Below are 15,296 nucleotides of genomic sequence, written 5' to 3' on the forward strand. Positions count from 1 at the left end.
CCGCATACCGCCGGGTACAGTCACCGCACTGCTCTGGCAGCCCCTGTTGTCGAGGCGAAAGAGAAGTTGGTGAACGACCGTCACTCGTCGGGGACCATGACCACCCCGGCTCCGGCTTCCGAAGCCGCCTCGGCGCCCTACGCGTCGTACGGCACCCAGGAAGCCCAGTACGGCGACTTCACCACGTACGGCACCTATGACGCCACCGGTTTCGACCCGGCGTCGGGCACCGCTTTCGACACCGGCGCCCACGCCACCGCGTCCTTCGAGGCCGACCCCCTTTTCGGCTGCATGCCCGGCGACTCCACCGGCTCGTACGACTCCTCGACCTGGTCGACGGGCGGTCACCAGACGCTGAACTACGACGCGTACGCGGCCCAGCACCACGCCGCCTACGACACCGGCGGGTACGACACCACCGCCTGGAACACCGGCCACCAGCAGCTGTCCTCGATCCCGCCGCAGGCCACCAGCCCCGACGCCAGCGGCCAGTGGGACGCGAGCGCCTGGCTCCAGCCCGACCATTCCGGCACCCCGGCCGACCAGACCCAGCACTGGGAATGGGGCTCGCAGGCCTGCGACACTGGCGCGTACGACGCCACGCAGTGGAACTCCGACGGCGGCGCCTCCGCGACCGGCCACGAAGAGTACGAGCAGCACGCGACGGCCACCTTCGAGCAGGTCACGCACAACGAGACGCACAGCGAGACGTACAACGAGTCGTACGACAAGCTCTACGACGAAACCGCCTCCCACGACGCCGAGTCGACCGCCACCGGCACCATGCCCGCCGCAGCCGACGCGCTTCTCCTCGACGACCAGGAAGAAGTCACCCCGGCAGCCGCAGCCGCACCTGCCGGGTCACCCGCCCCGTCCTCGCGCGCCGCCGCCCGCGGTGCTTCCCGCTCCCGCCGCCGTCCGCCCCCCAAGCGCTCCGCGCTGCTGACGGTGGCCGTGCCCTCGGCCTGCGTGATGGGCGTCGCGGGGATCGCCGCCGCGTCCGTCAGTGCCCTGGCCGACGACAGCAGCGACACCTCGACGACCGCGTCGGACGCGACGGCCGTGAAGCCGTCCGCCGCGAACAACAAGCTGGACACCCAGCTTAAGAGTCTTTCCGCCGGCGCCGACGACTTCGCCGACCGGGCCAGCCGTACGCAGGAACGTATCGACCTCAAGGCCCAGCAGCTCGCGGAGAAGAAGAAGGCCGCCGCGGAGGCAGCGCGCAAGGAGCGGCTGCGGCCCAAGTACGCGCTGCCGGTCGCCGAGCACGGGCTCAGCGCCTACTTCGGCCAGTCCGGCATCAACTGGATGTCCGTGCACACGGGCATCGACTTCCCGGTCTCCTACGGCACGACCGTGATGGCCGCGACCGACGGCACCGTGCGGACGCAGTGGAACAGCGCGTACGGCAACATGATGATCGTGACCGAGAAGGACGGCACGGAGACGTGGTACTGCCACCTCTCCAGCTACCGCGTCGCCTCCGGTACGACCGTCAAGGCCGGCGACCCGATCGCGTACTCCGGCAACTCCGGCAACTCGACCGGCCCGCACCTGCACTTCGAGGTACGGCCCGCGGGTGGCTCGGCCATCGACCCGCTGCCGTGGCTGCGCAGCCACGGGATCGACCCCACCTGACCTCAGTGAGCCCCTGCTGACCTCAGTGAGCCCCTGTCGAGCAGGGGCTCACAGCATCGGTCAGAGTTTCTCCACCGGCGCGTAGCGCAACAACAGCCGCTTCGGCTTCTCGTCCCCGAAGTCGATCGTCGCCTCGGCGTTGCCGCCCGTGCCCTTCACTCCCACGACCGTGCCGAGCCCGAACTGGTCGTGGGTCACCCGGTCCCCGACCGCCAGCGACACGGTCGGCTTCTCCGAGGTCCGGCGCGTGGCGAAGCCGGACGCGCCGGAGGCCGACGAGCGGGAGCGGGACGACGACAGCGAGGCCGCCACCCCGGACGCCGGACCGGAGGACACCGGCGCCATCGCCCCCGTCCGCTTCCAGTCCACGTGCTGCGCCGGAATCTCCTCAAGGAACCGCGACGGCGGGTTGTACGACGGCTGCCCCCACGCGCTGCGCATCGAGGACCGCGTCAGATACAGCCGTTCCCGCGCGCGCGTGATGCCGACGTAGGCCAGGCGCCGCTCCTCCTCCAGCTCCTTGGCCTGGCCGAGGGCGCGCATGTGCGGGAAGACGCCGTCCTCCATGCCGGTCAGGAAGACGACCGGGAACTCGAGGCCCTTGGCGGTGTGCAGGGTCATCAGGGTGATGACTCCGGAGCCGTCCTCGTCCTCGTCGGGGATCTGGTCGGAGTCGGCGACCAGGGCCACCCGCTCCAGGAAGTCGGAGAGCGAGCCGGACGCCTCGCCCTCTCCCGTCTCCTGCTCGAACTCCAGGGCCACGGCGGCGAGTTCCTGGAGGTTCTCGATCCGGGTCTCGTCCTGCGGGTCGGTGGAGGCCTGCAACTCGGCGAGGTAGCCGGTGCGTTCGAGCACCGCCTCCAGGACGGTCGCCGGGCTCGCGCCGGACTCGGCGATCGTACGGAGGTCCTCCATCAGCGTGTTGAACCGCTTCACGGCGTTCGTGGAGCGCGCGGCCATGCCGTACGCCTCGTCGACGCGCTTGAGCGCCTGCGGGAAGCTGATCTTCTCGCGCTGGGACAGGGCGTCGATCATCGCCTCGGCGCGGTCGCCGATGCCGCGCTTGGGGACGTTCAGGATCCGGCGCAGCGGTACCGAGTCCTCCGGGTTGGACAGCACCCGCAGGTAGGCCAGGACGTCCCGGACCTCCTTGCGCTCGTAGAAGCGGACGCCGCCGACGACCTTGTAGGGCAGGCCGACACGGATGAAGATCTCTTCGAAGACACGGGACTGGGCGTTCGTGCGGTAGAAGACGGCGACGTCTCCCGCTTTCGCGTCGCCCGCGTCCGTGAGGCGGTCTATCTCGTCGGCGACGAACTGTGCCTCGTCGTGCTCGGTGTCGGCGACATAGCCGGTGATGCGCGCGCCCGCGCCCGCGTTGGTCCACAGGTTCTTGGGGCGGCGGGACTCGTTGCGCTCGATGACGGCGTTGGCGACGGTGAGGATCGTCTGGGTGGAGCGGTAGTTCTGCTCCAGGAGGATCGTCGTCGCGTCCGGGTAGTCCTCCTCGAACTGGAGGATGTTGCGGATGGTCGCGCCGCGGAAGGCGTAGATCGACTGGTCGGCGTCGCCCACCACGCACAGTTCGGCGGGCTGGAGGTCGTCCTCGCTGGGCGGGACGTCCACCGGGTGCTCGGAGGTGCCGACGAGTTCCCGGACCAGTGCGTACTGGGCGTGGTTGGTGTCCTGGTACTCGTCGACGAGGACGTGCCGGAAGCGGCGGCGGTAGTGCTCGGCCACGTCCGGGAAGGCGCGCAGCAGGTTGACCGTCGTCATGATCAGGTCGTCGAAGTCGAGGGCGTTCGCCTCGCGCAGTCGTGACTGGTACATGGCGTAGGCCTGGGCGAGGGTCTTCTCGAAGCCGTCGGTGGCCTGGGCGGCGAAGTCCTCCTCGTCGATCAGCTCGTTCTTCAGGTTGCTGATCTTCGCGCTGAAGGACTTCGGCGGGAAGCGCTTGGGGTCGAGGTCCAGGTCGCGGCAGACCAGGGCCATCAGGCGCTTGGAGTCGGCGGCGTCGTAGATCGAGAAGGACGAGGTGAAGCCGAGCTTCTTGCTCTCGCGCCGCAGGATGCGCACGCACGCGCTGTGGAAGGTCATCACCCACATCGCGTTCGCGCGCGGTCCGACGAGGTGCTCGACGCGCTCCTTCATCTCGCCCGCGGCCTTGTTGGTGAAGGTGATCGCGAGGATCTGGCCCGGATGCACGTTCCGCTCGCCGAGCAGGTGGGCGATGCGGTGGGTGAGCACGCGGGTCTTGCCGGAGCCGGCGCCGGCCACGATGAGCAGCGGGGTGCCGTGGTGCACGACCGCGGCGCGCTGGTTCTCGTTCAGCCCGTCCAGGAGCGCGGCCGGGTCCACCGCCGGGCGCGGGGCGCCGTCGCGGTAGTACGCGTCCCGGTCCGGCGGCACGTCGAACTTCCCGCCGAACAGATCGTCCGGAACGGGCTCCGGTGCGTGATCGTCGTCGGGCGGCGGGGGTTCTTCCTCGTGGGCCCGGGGGCCCTGGAGGTTCGCCAGGAAGCTGTCATCAAAGAGGCTGCTCATCGCTCTCCGAGTCTAGGACGCCCCACTGACAGCCCGCCGCCACCCCAAGAACTTCGCCCCGTACGAAGGGTTCTCGGAAGGACTCCGGAAGGGCTCAGAAGCCGAGGATCTTCCAGAGCTGGCCGCCCGGTGTCTTCCTGCCCTCCAGCATCGTGCCGTCGCGGTCCGCGATCGACCAGGCCGAGACATAGACCTTGCCGTCGTACGGGTCGACGGCCACGCCCGCCGGGAACGGCACCTTCACGCTCGTACGTTTGCCGTGCGAGACCTTCGTCACCCGGCCGGCGAAGAGCTGGCTGACGTACAGGTCGCCCTTGTCGTTGAAGGCCAGGCCGCCGATGGAGCCGAAGCCGGACTTCCAACCGAGGATCCTGCCGGTCCGGGGGTCGACCTTCCACACCCGCGCGGTGGGCTTGGCGGCCTCGCCGTTCAGCTCGCCGACGTAGAGCGTGCCGTCGGGGCCGAGGGCGAGGGAGGTGGGGACGGACTCGTTGCCGTCGTGGTCCGGGAAGACCGTGAAGGGGCGGACCCTGCCGCCGGGCGAGACGACGACCAGGTCGTTTCCGGCCGCGTCCGCGACGATCTTGCGGCCGTCGGGGAGGGCGAGGACGGCGTACGGGTTGGACTCCAGCGACGCCTTGTGCGGGTTGTGCCGGAACTCGACGGCCGAGATGTCCGCGGCGATCCTCGCCTTGCCGTGCTCGAGGTGCAGCAGCTTGCCGAGGGTGTTCCAGGGCGGGGCCGTCGGGACTCCGGCCTCCGGCGGGGCGTACGTCTCGACGCCCCAGACCTTGCCGTGCAGGGCGGAGACACCGTCGAGGCCGGTCGCGAAGCCGCCGTCCGGGGCGGCGCCCGAGGGCAGCCCCTTCACCACCCTGTGGTGCTTCCACGCGCCCCCGTCCCAGTAGACCTTGGTGAGCGCGGAGGTGAGGCCGACGCACGTCTCGCCCTCGGGTCCCTCCCCGATGCACTTCTTGCCGCCCCGGCCGGCCTCGGCGACGTACAGCCGGCCGTGGTCGTAGGAGAGCTGGCGCGGGTTGTCGAGGCCGGTCGCGATCACCCGGACGACCGGTTTGCCGCCCGCCTGGCCTCCCTGGCCCGCACTGGCGGGCGCGACGCCCGCGGTGGCGGCGAGTGCGACTCCTGTCGCGAGTCCCGTGGCGACGAGTGTCCTGCGTTTCGTCATGGCCGTGCCCCTCTTCCCCAGCCACGGCACCGGACCGCGGCTGGGTGGAAGCTAGCGCCCCGAAGCGGGCGGACGTCATCACTCCGGAGAAAATACGCACAAGTCGTGGCAGATCCCTCCGGATCGACCACGGCGAGCCATGCCCTGACCCAAGGTCACGAAAATGTATCGGGCATATCGAACATCAACCTTCACAGGGGCCACACCAGTTGGCTACCGTGCCAGACAGGCCGTACGACACCCACCGGCGAACGTCGCCGGGCCGCACGGCCTCCGCCGAGTCCGACGCGCCGCCGCGCGCCCGGAGCCGGGGACCCACCGACCTTGGGGTGAATCGGCCCGAACTCCCTTCCAGGGAAAGGCCGTAGGGCAAACCTTCCTAACCACCCGCCCGAACCCGACAGCTAACTCGGTAGGCGGAACGTGGAAGGAGTCGCCTCCCTTGGCGTCGCACCGCAAGTCGCGCCCTTCGGGCACGCGCGTAGCAGGCATATGGACCCCCGCCCTCGCCACGGCCGCCCTCACCTCCGTGGCACTGCTGTCCCAGACGGCCAACGCCGCCCCGTCGGCCGACGACAAACCGAGCCTCGAAGAGGTCGAGAAGAAGGTCGACGACCTGTACCGGCAGGCGGAGTCGGCGACCGACAAGTACAACGCGGCCCAGGAGAAGACCGCGAAGCAGCGCAAGCGCGTGGACACCCTCCTCGACGACGTCGCCCAGCGCACCCAGAGCCTCAACGAGGCGCGGGAGGAACTCGGTTCCTTCGCCGCCGCCCAGTACCGGACCGGCGCCTCCGCCCCCGACACGGCGACCTTCCTGCTCGCGGACTCCCCGCAGGACTACTTCGACCAGACCCAGCTGATGGGCCGGCTGACCAACCGCCAGAAGGGCGCGGTCGACGACTACGTCACCGAGCAGTCCGCGACGATGAAGAAGCGCCAGGAGGCCACCGAGAGCCTTCAGACGCTCACCAAGTCACAGGGCGAGCTCAAGACCGCCAAGGCCACGGTGCAGACTAAGCTCGCCGACGCCCGCGCGCTGCTGTCGCAGCTGACCGCCGAGGAGAAGGCCCGGCTCGCGGCGATCGAGCGGAAGAAGCAGCAGGAGGCCGCGGCCAAGGCGGCCGAGCTGGCGCGGCAGCAGGCGGCGGAGCAGAAGGCCCGGGAGGAGGCGGCGGCTCAACAGGAGGCGAGCAGCGGCTCGTCGAGCTCTTCCTCCTCCACCGACTCGTCCACCGCCACGGACGCCTCGTACGCCACCAAGGCCGAGAAGGCGCTCGCCTTCGTCCGCGCCCAGATCGGCAAGCCGTACGTCTGGGGCGCCACCGGCCCCGAGTCCTACGACTGCTCCGGCCTCACCCAGGCCGCCTGGAAGGCCGCCGGCGTCGACATCCCGCGCGTCACCTACGACCAGGTCAAGGCCGGCACCACGGTCTCCGTCTCCGCCGCCCAGCCCGGTGACCTGGTCTTCTTCTACGACGACATCAGCCACGTCGGCCTCTACATCGGCAACGGCATGATGATCCACGCCCCGAAGCCGGGCGCGTACGTCCGCGAGGAGTCCATTTTCTACGACGGCGAGTCGTCGATCCACAGCGTGGTGCGGCCGGCCTGACAGGACGCCGCCCGGACGCGGGCGCGGGCCCTGGTCAGTGACCTCCCTGGTTCTCGACACAGGGCCCCGCTCCCGGCTGGGGCTCGGCGTAGACGCCGTGCACCTCGCTGGTCAGCTCGTCCTTCGTCACCCGCCCGGACACGCACACGACGCCCGTGTAGACGGCGTAGTACCCGTTCCCGACGAAGACGCCATGCTCCTCGCCGCAGCCGACACGCCGCAGTGCCGCCGCCACGCGCTGGTCACTGAAGCGGCCGAACTCCCCGGAGCCGCCTTCCTCCCGGACCTTCGCCAGCTCCGTGAGGATGAGCTCGGCCGACGCCTGCCCACTGGCCTGCTGCTCCGCGCTCAGGGACGCCCGCATGCGGTAGGCGTGGTTGTCGGCGTAGTTGGGGGGCGCGTCGACGGGCCCGTCCGGTCGGCCTCCGTCCGGGCTCGACGTGCTCGACGTGCTCGACGTGCTCGGAACGGGTGAGGAAGGCAGCGCCGTGGGTGTCTCGGTCGGCTGCGCGCACTTCGGCGGGGGCGGGTAGGAAGGCGTCGGGCTGCCCGACTGCGCGGAGCCGGCCTCATCGGCTGCCCCGCCCTTTTGGCTGCCGCACGCGGTCATGGTGATCGCCGTGAGGGAAGCGGCTGCGGCCATGGCTGCTGATCGCCTGAAGGGCATGGGCAGAGTTTCCCCGCTCGGAGCGCGGGTTGTCATGAGCGGAACTACTCAGACCGTCGCCGTGGGCGCGGTGACCTCGGCCCGGGCCGGCGACGGGTCCCTCAGGTCCACAGCACCGCGATGAAGATGTTCGCCGTGGTCAGCGCGCCGACCAGCCCGAACAGCCGCTTGTCCACCGTCTCCTCGTCCCGCTGGACGTAGACGAGCCCCAGGATCACGATCAGCAGGGCCAGCTTCACGCCGATCTTGATGTTGTTGACGGACTGGTCGTCGGCCTGGTTGAGGCCGACCAGGATGACGCCCGTGACCAGCATCGTCAGCGCGCCGTGCAGCATCGCCGGGACGAAGCGGGCGGTGCCCTGGCCCATCGCCTTCATCTGGGTGAGGAAGCCGCCGAGCAGCGAGGCGATGCCGATGATGTGCAGGCCGACGAAGAGATGGATGAGTACGTCCATGAGGCCGGAGCCTAATCAGACCCCCGGGCGCCCTCCGACACCGCCCCGTCCCAACCGCCTCTCCCGACCCCGACCCCGACCCCTGCCTCGCCTCACCCACCTCGCCTCGCCTCACCTCGCCTCGCCGCGGCAGATCTTGCATATATGCGGCCCATAGCACCCGACCGCCCTCGCTGGTCCGGATTCGGCACATCGGTCATCGCTCTGCGTGAAGTCGACGGGGCCGACCGCGGATCACGGTCACATACGGTCACCCGGTGGTCAGCTCGGAGAACTTCCGCACATCGCGTTACCCCGCCGTCACGGTCAGGTTTAGCGTCCTCCCTCAGGTGACCGGCTCCCCACCGCCGCCCGGACCAGGGGCGGCAGTCGGCCACCACCGCCGAGAAGGTCCGGCGGCGGTCCGCTCCCCCTGTGCGGGTCGTCGCCGGACGCGTGACCGCCCCCGGGTGGCCGTACGTCCGCTCCGCTTGGCGTTCGTACGGACAGGGCGGTCGTACGAGTCGTACGAAAGGACGTGCAGTCCACGTGGCAGCGCACCGCAAGCCCCGGCAACGCTCGGTCAGCGGCACCAAGGCCCGGACGGCGGCGACGATCGCCCTCGCGGGCGCGGCGACCGCGACCGGCTTCGACGGGACCGGACACGCCGAGCCTCAGCTCACGCCGGCGCAGGTCAAGGCGAAGGTGGACAAGCTGTACCAGGAGGCGGAGGTCGCCACCGAGAAGTACAACGGCGCGAAGGAGAAGGCGGAGGCCACCGAGTCGCGGCTGTCGAACCTGCGGGACGAGGCGGCACGCAGGACGGAAACCCTCAACTCGGCCCGGGACGCGCTGGGTTCCATGGCCGCCGCCCAGTACCGCGACGGCGGCCTCGACCCCGCCCTGCAACTCGCCCTCTCCGACGACCCCGACCAGTACCTGGACGGCGCCGAGTTCGCCGAACGGGCCGGCAGCCGCCAGGCCTCGTCCGTGGCCCGCGTCCGCGAACAGCTCCGGGAGATCGAGCAGCTGCGCGGCGCCGCACACATCGAGCTCGCCTCACTGCAGTCCCGCCAGGCGGAGCTGAAACGCCACAAGAAGACGATCAACGGCAAGCTGGGCGCGGCCCGACAGCTGCTGTCCCAGCTGCCCACGGAGCAGCGCGCAGGGCTCGGCGAGGGAGACGCGGCCCGCGCCTCCCGCTCGTCGACGACCGACCGGGACGGCCTGACGACCCCCGGCTCAGCCACCGCTCAGGCCCCCAACTCCCGCGCCGCGGCCGCCGTCTCGTACGCCTACTCCAAGCTCGGCAGCCCCTACGTCTGGGGCGCGACCGGCCCGGACGCCTTCGACTGCTCGGGCCTCATGCAAGCCGCGTACCGCTCCGCCGGCATCTCCCTCCCCCGCACCACCTACGCGCAGATCGACACCGGCACGCGCGTCTCCCGCTCCGAACTACTCCCCGGCGACCTGGTGTTCTTCTACTCCGCCATCAGCCACGTCGGCATGTACATCGGCAACGGCCAGATGGTCCACGCGCCCAACCCGTCGGCGCCGGTGCGGATTGCTCCGATCAGCGAAATGCCGTTCGCGGGGGCTACGCGGGTGGTGTGAGGGGGCGGCCGGCCGGAAGGCTGCCTCACTCTCGCGTCACGGGCAACACCAGGACCCCGAGCCCGTGATACTCCTCGGGTTCCGTCGTGGCCACCTCCCAACCGGTCGCCATGCTCACCACCTCGCCATGCAGAGCCGTCCACCCCTGGCCGGGGAAGAACGTCGCGCCGATCCGCCCCATGGTGTCGGCGACGAGCCGGTCGACCGACGCCACCTCCACCGCGGCAAGTTGGGCAAGGTGGACCGAGACGCCCGGGCGACTCCTCGTCGCCTCGGCCAGGCAGAGTGCCGGAACGGTCACCGAGTACAGCGCCCGGCGACGAGGATCCGGGACAGGTGGTCGGAAGTCACACCCCGGGCCAGCCAGTCGGCAGCCAGCGACTCAAGGGAGGCGCAGTCGGCGGAGGACAGCGCCAAGCGCGGGTCCTGAAGACCGAGTCGGGCGAGGATGATGTAGGCGGTGGAGGGCCGGGCGTCCGCGACGGACGGTGACGGTACGGCCTTGGGTACGTCCACTGGAGCCGCCTCGGCAAGCGACTCGTACGTCACGTCACCTTCGAGGAAGCGGGCCCACCATTCGTCGTCACGTGCGGTGCGGGACCAGTAGGTGAGGAAGACCCACCGCATGCCGGTCTCGCCCTCGGCAGGCGGGATACGACGCCGTACGCGCCGCAGGTGCCCGGCCCGGCCGAGTTCGTTGAGCCCCGAGCGGACGGCCTGCTGGCCGTAGAGGGGCTGCGCCTTGGCGATGGTCTTGGCGTCCATGGCCGCGTGTTCGCAGAGCTGGTCGAGGAAGCTCGCGAGGTACACCTCGCGGGCTGGGAGATGGTCGAAGTCGCCGGGGCGGGGCGGCAACTGGTCCGGGGCGGAGCGTTTGCCGTAACCGGGCTTGGCCATGGGATGCACTGCGGGTGCGGACAGGGCAGCGCTAGAGTTTCGTAAGCCACGAGATCGGGGTCCGTTCGATCTTGGGGTGAGACCCCGGCGGGTGCTGGTAACACCCGACCGGGGTTGTTTGTTGTCGCGAACGCTAGAAGTTCGCAACGGTGTGTCGCAAGCCGATCACGAAAAGTCATGTGCGCAGGTGTGCGCGGCAGTTGGCACACGGGGAGGGCAGGAGGGTGGGTTCGTTCTTCCCGCCCCTTCCTTGGAAAAAAGCTCGGGTCTCGGCACCCGAAGCCCGGGGCTCAGGCCTCGCGGGCGGCGTACGCGATGAAGGCGGCCCAGACGTCGACGGGGACGTCGAAGCGAGGGCTTCGAGCTCCGAGCTTCGAGTCACGGACGTGGATGGTGTGGGGGCAGGCGGCGACTTCGAGGCAGGCGCCGCCCTGGGAGTCGCTGTAGCTGGACTTGCGCCAGGCGTAGGCGACTTCGAGGCAAGCGCTCCCCTCTGAGTCGCTATAGCTCGACTTGAACCACGTCAGTTCGGCGCTCATAGCTCCTCCGCCATCTTCCTGATGAACCTGGCAGACTCCTCAACGCCAAGCGCCTGCACCTCCCCCGACGAGGAGTCCGGCCGGGGCCTCACGCTGGTGACCGCACTCGCGGACACCTGGGGTGCGGAACCCCGGCCCCACGGGATCGGAAGACGGTCGGGTTCGAACTCCCTGTCCAGGTGCCGCCGCCTACACCAGCCTCCGCGCCGTCGCCCACCGAGTCAGCTCATGGCGGTTGGAGAGCTGCAACTTCCGCAGCACCGCCGACACATGGGATTCCACTGTCTTCACCGAGATGAAGAGCTGCTTGGCGATCTCCTTGTACGCGTACCCGCGTGCAATCAGCCGCAGCACCTCCCGCTCCCGCTGGGTGAGGCGGTCGAGGTCCTCGTCCACCGGGGGCGCGTCCGTCGACGCGAAGGCGTCCAGGACGAAACCGGCGAGCCTCGGGGAGAAGACCGCGTCGCCCTCCTGGACTCGGAAGATGGAGTTGATCAGGTCGGCGCCTGTGATCGTCTTCGTGACGTAGCCTCGCGCGCCGCCGCGGATCACGCCGATCACGTCCTCCGCCGCGTCCGACACGGACAGGGCGAGGAAGCGGACGGGCTGCTCGGCGTCGGACATCAACGGGGCGCAGCGGCGCAGGACTTCGACGCCGCCGCCGCCCGGGAGGTGGACGTCGAGGAGGACCACCTCGGGCCGGGTCGCGGTGATGACGGTGACCGCCTGGTCCACGTCGGCGGCCTCGCCGACGACCTCCACGCCGGTCTGCTCGGTCTGGCCGATCTCGGCCTGGACGCCCGTACGGAACATGCGGTGGTCGTCGACGAGGACCACGCGTACGTGGCGCCCGCCCTCACCACCGGAGGTCTCCGCGGTGCCGGTTCCCTCGGTCGGGTCGCTCATGACGTCTTCTCCGCCCTCTCCATCTCCAGCTCGACCTCCGTGCCGCCGTCCGGCACCGCGCGCAGCCGCGCCGTGCCGCCGTTGCGCTCCATGCGGCCGATGATCGATTCTCTGACGCCCATGCGGTCGGCGGGTATCGAGTCGAGGTCGAAGCCGGGGCCGCGGTCCCGGACGGACACGAAGACCGTCTTTCCCTCGACTTCGGCGTAGACCTGGACTGCGCCGCCCTCGCCACCGTACTTGGCGGCGTTCACCATCGCTTCGCGTGCGGCCTGCGTCTGTGGCCCGATTCTCTCGTCGAGGGGGCAGTCGCCGACGACGACCACCTCTATGGGGACGCCGTGCTTGTCCTCGACCTCCGCGGCGTTGCGCCGCACCGCGTCGGCAAGGGTGGTGGGCTCGTCGGCCTCGTCCTTGCCGGTGCCCTCGGGCTTGTACAGCCAGGTGCGCAGGTCGCGCTCCTGGGCGCGGGCGAGACGGCGCACCTCCGCCGGACTCTCCGCGTTGCGCTGGATCAAGGTGAGGGTGTGCAGCACCGAGTCGTGGACATGGGCGGCGACTTCGGCGCGCTCCTGGGCGCGGATGCGCATCAGGCGCTCCTCGGAGAGGTCCTGGGTCATGCGCACCAGGTAGGGACCTGCCAGGAGCGTTATGCCGACGAGGACCGCGAGGGCCGCCTGCAGGACCGAGCCGAGGTGGGCGGCGGAGCCCTGCAGGACGAAGATGCCGGAGACGCCGGCGGTGACCAGCAGGACGCCGGCCACAGCGCGCAGCAGGGTGAGTGTGCGCCGGCGGCGGCCGGCCTCGACCCAGCGGGCCCGGCGGGCGTTGTCCGCCTGGCGCCAGACGAGGGCGACGCCCGCGCCGACGAGGACGACCGGCCAGAGGTAGGCCTTGGCGCCGTTGCCGAGGTTCACATTGCCGACGAAGACCATGGCCACGACGACCATGAGGAGCAGGGCCACGATCTGGCCCTTGTCCGGCCGGCGCGTGACGAGTCTGCGGCGGCCGTCCGCCGAGGTCTCGGTGGCAACGAGGGACGGGGGTTTCTGGCCGCCGACGCCGCCGACGCCGAGCGGAACGAAGAACCAGAACGCGGCGTACAGCAGGGCGCCGAGGCCGTCCGCCAGGAACAGGCCGACGAACATGAGCCGCACCCAGATCACGGGCAGGCCGAGATGTCCGGCGAGCCCCCGCGCCACGCCACCGAGCCAGCGTCCGTCACTGCTGCGGTAGAGCTTGCGCGGCGGCCGCGGTTCGACGAGTGGCGCTGCTGCGGCTTCCGGCATGCCATCGATGTTCACACGGCGGCACGGCGCGGGCATCAGGGTTGTCCCCCGAGACTCCCCTGATCTTCGGCGGGCGGGTCCGTCGAACACTTCCCCGGCGCCGGCTCAGGGCAGATATCAGGGTCCGGCCAGGGTCGTTCCGACTGCCGCGGCGGCGGCGCGGCAGTCACCATGGAGCCATGACAGATCACGAGCACGCCGCGACGGGTCCGGGACCCGGCTCCGGCCCGCGTCCCCGACCGGGCGCCGGGCCGCAGGATGCCGTGCCCGCCGCGGATGCCGCACCCGCCGCGGGGGCGGAGCCGCACGCGGACGCCCCGGCCGGCCCGGGCGCGGCCTCGCGCGCGCACGTGCGGGCGGGCGCGGAGGGAGAAGGAGAGGCCGCCGCGGCGGAGGCGGGCGCGGCCGAGCTGCCCCACAAGTACCGGCGCGAGCGACGGTACAAGATGCTCGCCGGGGTGTGTGCCGGGCTGGGGCGGCAGTGCGACATGGATCCGGTGATCTTCCGGATCACCCTCGCGGTGCTGTCCGCGACCGGCGGCATAGGCCTCATCTTCTACGGCTTCGCGTGGCTCTTCGTCCCGTATGCCGACGAGGACGAGAACGAGGTGCGCAAGCTGCTGACGGGCCGCGTGGACGGCCAGGCGCTGACGGCCGTGCTGTTCGCGCTGGTCGGCTGCGGGGTGTTCCTGACGCTGCTGAACAACGGCGGGGTGCTGGCCTTCGCCGTCGTCCTCTCCCTGCTCCTCGCGGGCGCCGGGTACTGGTCGCGGCACCGCGGTGCCCCCGACACCGACCCTTTGGCCGCCCAGGCCGTCGCCGACGCCCCGCCGGAGGCCCAGGCACCGCCGGTCCCCATCGCCTACCCATCCTGGTGGCGCGACCCCATCGTCAAGGACGGCACACATGTGGGCGGCACCGGTTATCTCTGGGGCCCGGAGGACTCCCGGGTCCGGGACATCTCGGCGGCGGTCAACATCGGCCTGGGCGCCTCCTGGCACGGCCGCGAGAGCATACGCACGCCGTACGCCCCGCCGCCCAAACCGCGCGGCCCCCGCTGGATCGGCGGGTGGGTGTTCCTGCTCGCTCTGCTCGCGGGCGGTCTCGGCACCCGCCTGACGTGGGAGGAGCACACCCTCGGCACCAGCCTGCAGACCGGGCTGGCCTGCGCGCTCATCGTCCTCGGCCTGGGGATAACGGTCAGCGCGTTCCTGGGACGCACGGGCGCGGGGTCGATCTTCCTGGCGATCGTCACGGCGGGTCTGCTCGCCGGGTCGGCGGCCCTGCCGGCGGACATCAACACCCACTGGGAGCGCACGGACTGGCGGCCCGCCACGGTGGCGGGCGTCCAGCCGAACTACAACGTCGGCACCGGAGTCGGCACCCTGGACCTGAGCCGGCTGGACCTGAAGAAGGGGCAGACGGTGGCCACAGAGGCGGACGTGGGCATGGGCCGACTGCTGATCATCGTGCCCGCGGACGTGACCGTGAAGCTGAGCATCGACGTGGGGGTGGGCGACATCCAGTTGCCGGGCGACGACGAGAAGGACGTGGACGTGGCACCGGGCAAGCACAAGGAGGTGACCCTGGCACCGACGACCGGCGGCACGGGCACCGGCACGCTGGACCTCGATCTCAGGGTCGGCATCGGACAGGCGGAGGTGAGCCGTGCTGCGTCATGAGTTCCAGCCGGGGAAGCTGGTCGCCGGGTCCTTCCTGATCCTCGCGGGCGTCATCTACGCCGGTGACGCGGGCGGCGCCTGGGAGACCCCGTGGTTCGTGGTCATCCCGGTCGTCGTCGTCGGCCTCTGCCTGGCCGGCGCGGTCGGGGCCCTGACCCGGGCCATACGCAGACGCCGCGCGGTGGGCCGTACGAAGCCCGCCGGGCCGCAACCGGTGGAACCGGTGGGGCCGAGCTGACGGTGGCCGCCCGGCAAGCGCCCCGCCCGCGTCCGCGCCCCGCCCCG

14 protein-coding genes and 1 riboswitch are annotated in these 15,296 nt (G+C 70.7%); of the genes, 5 read left to right on the plus strand and 9 right to left on the minus strand.

The window, feature by feature from the left end:
* Positions 1–96 precede the first annotated feature (96 nt).
* Positions 97–1,638 carry a M23 family metallopeptidase gene (locus AC5P09_RS02585; RefSeq protein WP_493872312.1) on the plus strand — a complete coding sequence of 514 codons (1,542 nt, stop codon included), beginning with the start codon at positions 97–99 and terminating at the stop codon, positions 1,636–1,638.
* A 60-nt stretch (positions 1,639–1,698) separates the two neighbouring features.
* Here AC5P09_RS02585 and pcrA read toward each other — a convergent pair whose 3' ends face one another.
* Positions 1,699–4,182 carry a DNA helicase PcrA gene (gene pcrA, locus AC5P09_RS02590; RefSeq protein WP_493872215.1) on the minus strand — a complete coding sequence of 828 codons (2,484 nt, stop codon included), beginning with the start codon at positions 4,180–4,182 and terminating at the stop codon, positions 1,699–1,701.
* Between the two features lie 94 nt (positions 4,183–4,276).
* Positions 4,277–5,368, minus strand: a complete 1,092-nt coding sequence (locus AC5P09_RS02595) for a ScyD/ScyE family protein (protein WP_493872216.1) — start codon at positions 5,366–5,368, stop codon at positions 4,277–4,279.
* A 264-nt stretch (positions 5,369–5,632) separates the two neighbouring features.
* A riboswitch (cyclic di-AMP (ydaO/yuaA leader) is annotated at positions 5,633–5,802 on the plus strand.
* 8 nt (positions 5,803–5,810) lie between these two features.
* Between AC5P09_RS02595 and AC5P09_RS02600 the strand changes: the two genes are divergently transcribed.
* Entirely contained in the window at positions 5,811–6,983 is a 1,173-nt protein-coding gene (locus AC5P09_RS02600) for a C40 family peptidase (RefSeq protein ID WP_493872217.1), read from the plus strand.
* A gap of 34 nt (positions 6,984–7,017) precedes the next feature.
* Here the strand turns inward: AC5P09_RS02600 and AC5P09_RS02605 are convergent, their stop codons facing one another.
* Together AC5P09_RS02605 and AC5P09_RS02610 are read right to left on the minus strand one after the other, a co-directional pair.
* Positions 7,018–7,626: a hypothetical protein gene (locus AC5P09_RS02605; protein WP_493872218.1), complete on the minus strand. Its 609-nt coding sequence runs from the start codon at positions 7,624–7,626 to the stop codon at positions 7,018–7,020.
* Between the two features lie 125 nt (positions 7,627–7,751).
* The gene (locus AC5P09_RS02610; protein WP_307676830.1) at positions 7,752–8,105 is read right to left on the minus strand and encodes a hypothetical protein; all 354 of its coding nucleotides are present in this window, start codon (positions 8,103–8,105) and stop codon (positions 7,752–7,754) included.
* A 528-nt stretch (positions 8,106–8,633) separates the two neighbouring features.
* On the opposite strand from AC5P09_RS02610, the gene AC5P09_RS02615 reads away from it, so the two are divergent.
* Positions 8,634–9,698 carry a C40 family peptidase gene (locus AC5P09_RS02615; RefSeq protein ID WP_493872219.1) on the plus strand — a complete coding sequence of 355 codons (1,065 nt, stop codon included), beginning with the start codon at positions 8,634–8,636 and terminating at the stop codon, positions 9,696–9,698.
* A gap of 25 nt (positions 9,699–9,723) precedes the next feature.
* Here AC5P09_RS02615 and AC5P09_RS02620 read toward each other — a convergent pair whose 3' ends face one another.
* The 5 genes from AC5P09_RS02620 to AC5P09_RS02640 form a co-directional block, all read right to left on the minus strand.
* Positions 9,724–9,999, minus strand: coding sequence for a PIN domain-containing protein (locus AC5P09_RS02620; RefSeq protein WP_493872220.1), 276 nt, complete (start codon positions 9,997–9,999; stop codon positions 9,724–9,726).
* A complete protein-coding gene (locus tag AC5P09_RS02625) occupies positions 9,996–10,595 on the minus strand; it encodes a hypothetical protein (RefSeq protein WP_493872221.1) in 600 nt (199 codons plus the stop codon). Before AC5P09_RS02625 ends, AC5P09_RS02620 begins: the two co-directional genes overlap by 4 nt.
* Positions 10,596–10,885: 290 nt before the next feature.
* Positions 10,886–11,134, minus strand: a complete 249-nt coding sequence (locus tag AC5P09_RS02630) for a DUF397 domain-containing protein (RefSeq protein WP_493872222.1) — start codon at positions 11,132–11,134, stop codon at positions 10,886–10,888.
* A gap of 189 nt (positions 11,135–11,323) precedes the next feature.
* The gene (locus AC5P09_RS02635) at positions 11,324–12,040 is read right to left on the minus strand and encodes a LuxR C-terminal-related transcriptional regulator (protein ID WP_307676823.1); all 717 of its coding nucleotides are present in this window, start codon (positions 12,038–12,040) and stop codon (positions 11,324–11,326) included.
* Complete coding sequence (locus AC5P09_RS02640; protein WP_493872223.1) at positions 12,037–13,329, minus strand: ATP-binding protein; 1,293 nt, start codon at positions 13,327–13,329, stop codon at positions 12,037–12,039. The genes AC5P09_RS02635 and AC5P09_RS02640 overlap by 4 nt, the downstream gene beginning before the upstream one ends.
* 179 nt (positions 13,330–13,508) lie before the next feature.
* On the opposite strand from AC5P09_RS02640, the gene AC5P09_RS02645 reads away from it, so the two are divergent.
* Together AC5P09_RS02645 and AC5P09_RS02650 are read left to right on the plus strand one after the other, a co-directional pair.
* Positions 13,509–15,011, plus strand: coding sequence for a PspC domain-containing protein (locus AC5P09_RS02645; RefSeq protein ID WP_493872224.1), 1,503 nt, complete (start codon positions 13,509–13,511; stop codon positions 15,009–15,011).
* A complete protein-coding gene (locus tag AC5P09_RS02650; protein ID WP_493872225.1) occupies positions 14,998–15,249 on the plus strand; it encodes a hypothetical protein in 252 nt (83 codons plus the stop codon). Before AC5P09_RS02645 ends, AC5P09_RS02650 begins: the two co-directional genes overlap by 14 nt.
* Positions 15,250–15,296 lie beyond the last annotated feature (47 nt).

Source organism: Streptomyces sp. a15, assembly GCF_059026085.1.

Excerpts from the sequence above, each read along its gene's own strand:
- AC5P09_RS02585 (WP_493872312.1), top strand. The coding sequence starts at position 97 with ATGACCACCCCGGCTCCGGCTTCCGAAGCCGCCTCGGCGCCCTACGCG.
- pcrA (WP_493872215.1), bottom strand. The coding sequence starts at position 4,182 with ATGAGCAGCCTCTTTGATGACAGCTTCCTGGCGAACCTCCAGGGCCCC.
- AC5P09_RS02595 (WP_493872216.1), bottom strand. The coding sequence starts at position 5,368 with ATGACGAAACGCAGGACACTCGTCGCCACGGGACTCGCGACAGGAGTC.
- AC5P09_RS02605 (WP_493872218.1), bottom strand. The coding sequence starts at position 7,626 with ATGGCCGCAGCCGCTTCCCTCACGGCGATCACCATGACCGCGTGCGGC.
- AC5P09_RS02610 (WP_307676830.1), bottom strand. The coding sequence starts at position 8,105 with ATGGACGTACTCATCCATCTCTTCGTCGGCCTGCACATCATCGGCATC.
- AC5P09_RS02625 (WP_493872221.1), bottom strand. The coding sequence starts at position 10,595 with ATGGCCAAGCCCGGTTACGGCAAACGCTCCGCCCCGGACCAGTTGCCG.
- AC5P09_RS02630 (WP_493872222.1), bottom strand. The coding sequence starts at position 11,134 with ATGAGCGCCGAACTGACGTGGTTCAAGTCGAGCTATAGCGACTCAGAG.
- AC5P09_RS02635 (WP_307676823.1), bottom strand. The coding sequence starts at position 12,040 with ATGAGCGACCCGACCGAGGGAACCGGCACCGCGGAGACCTCCGGTGGT.
- AC5P09_RS02640 (WP_493872223.1), bottom strand. The coding sequence starts at position 13,329 with ATGCCGGAAGCCGCAGCAGCGCCACTCGTCGAACCGCGGCCGCCGCGC.
- AC5P09_RS02645 (WP_493872224.1), top strand. The coding sequence starts at position 13,509 with ATGACAGATCACGAGCACGCCGCGACGGGTCCGGGACCCGGCTCCGGC.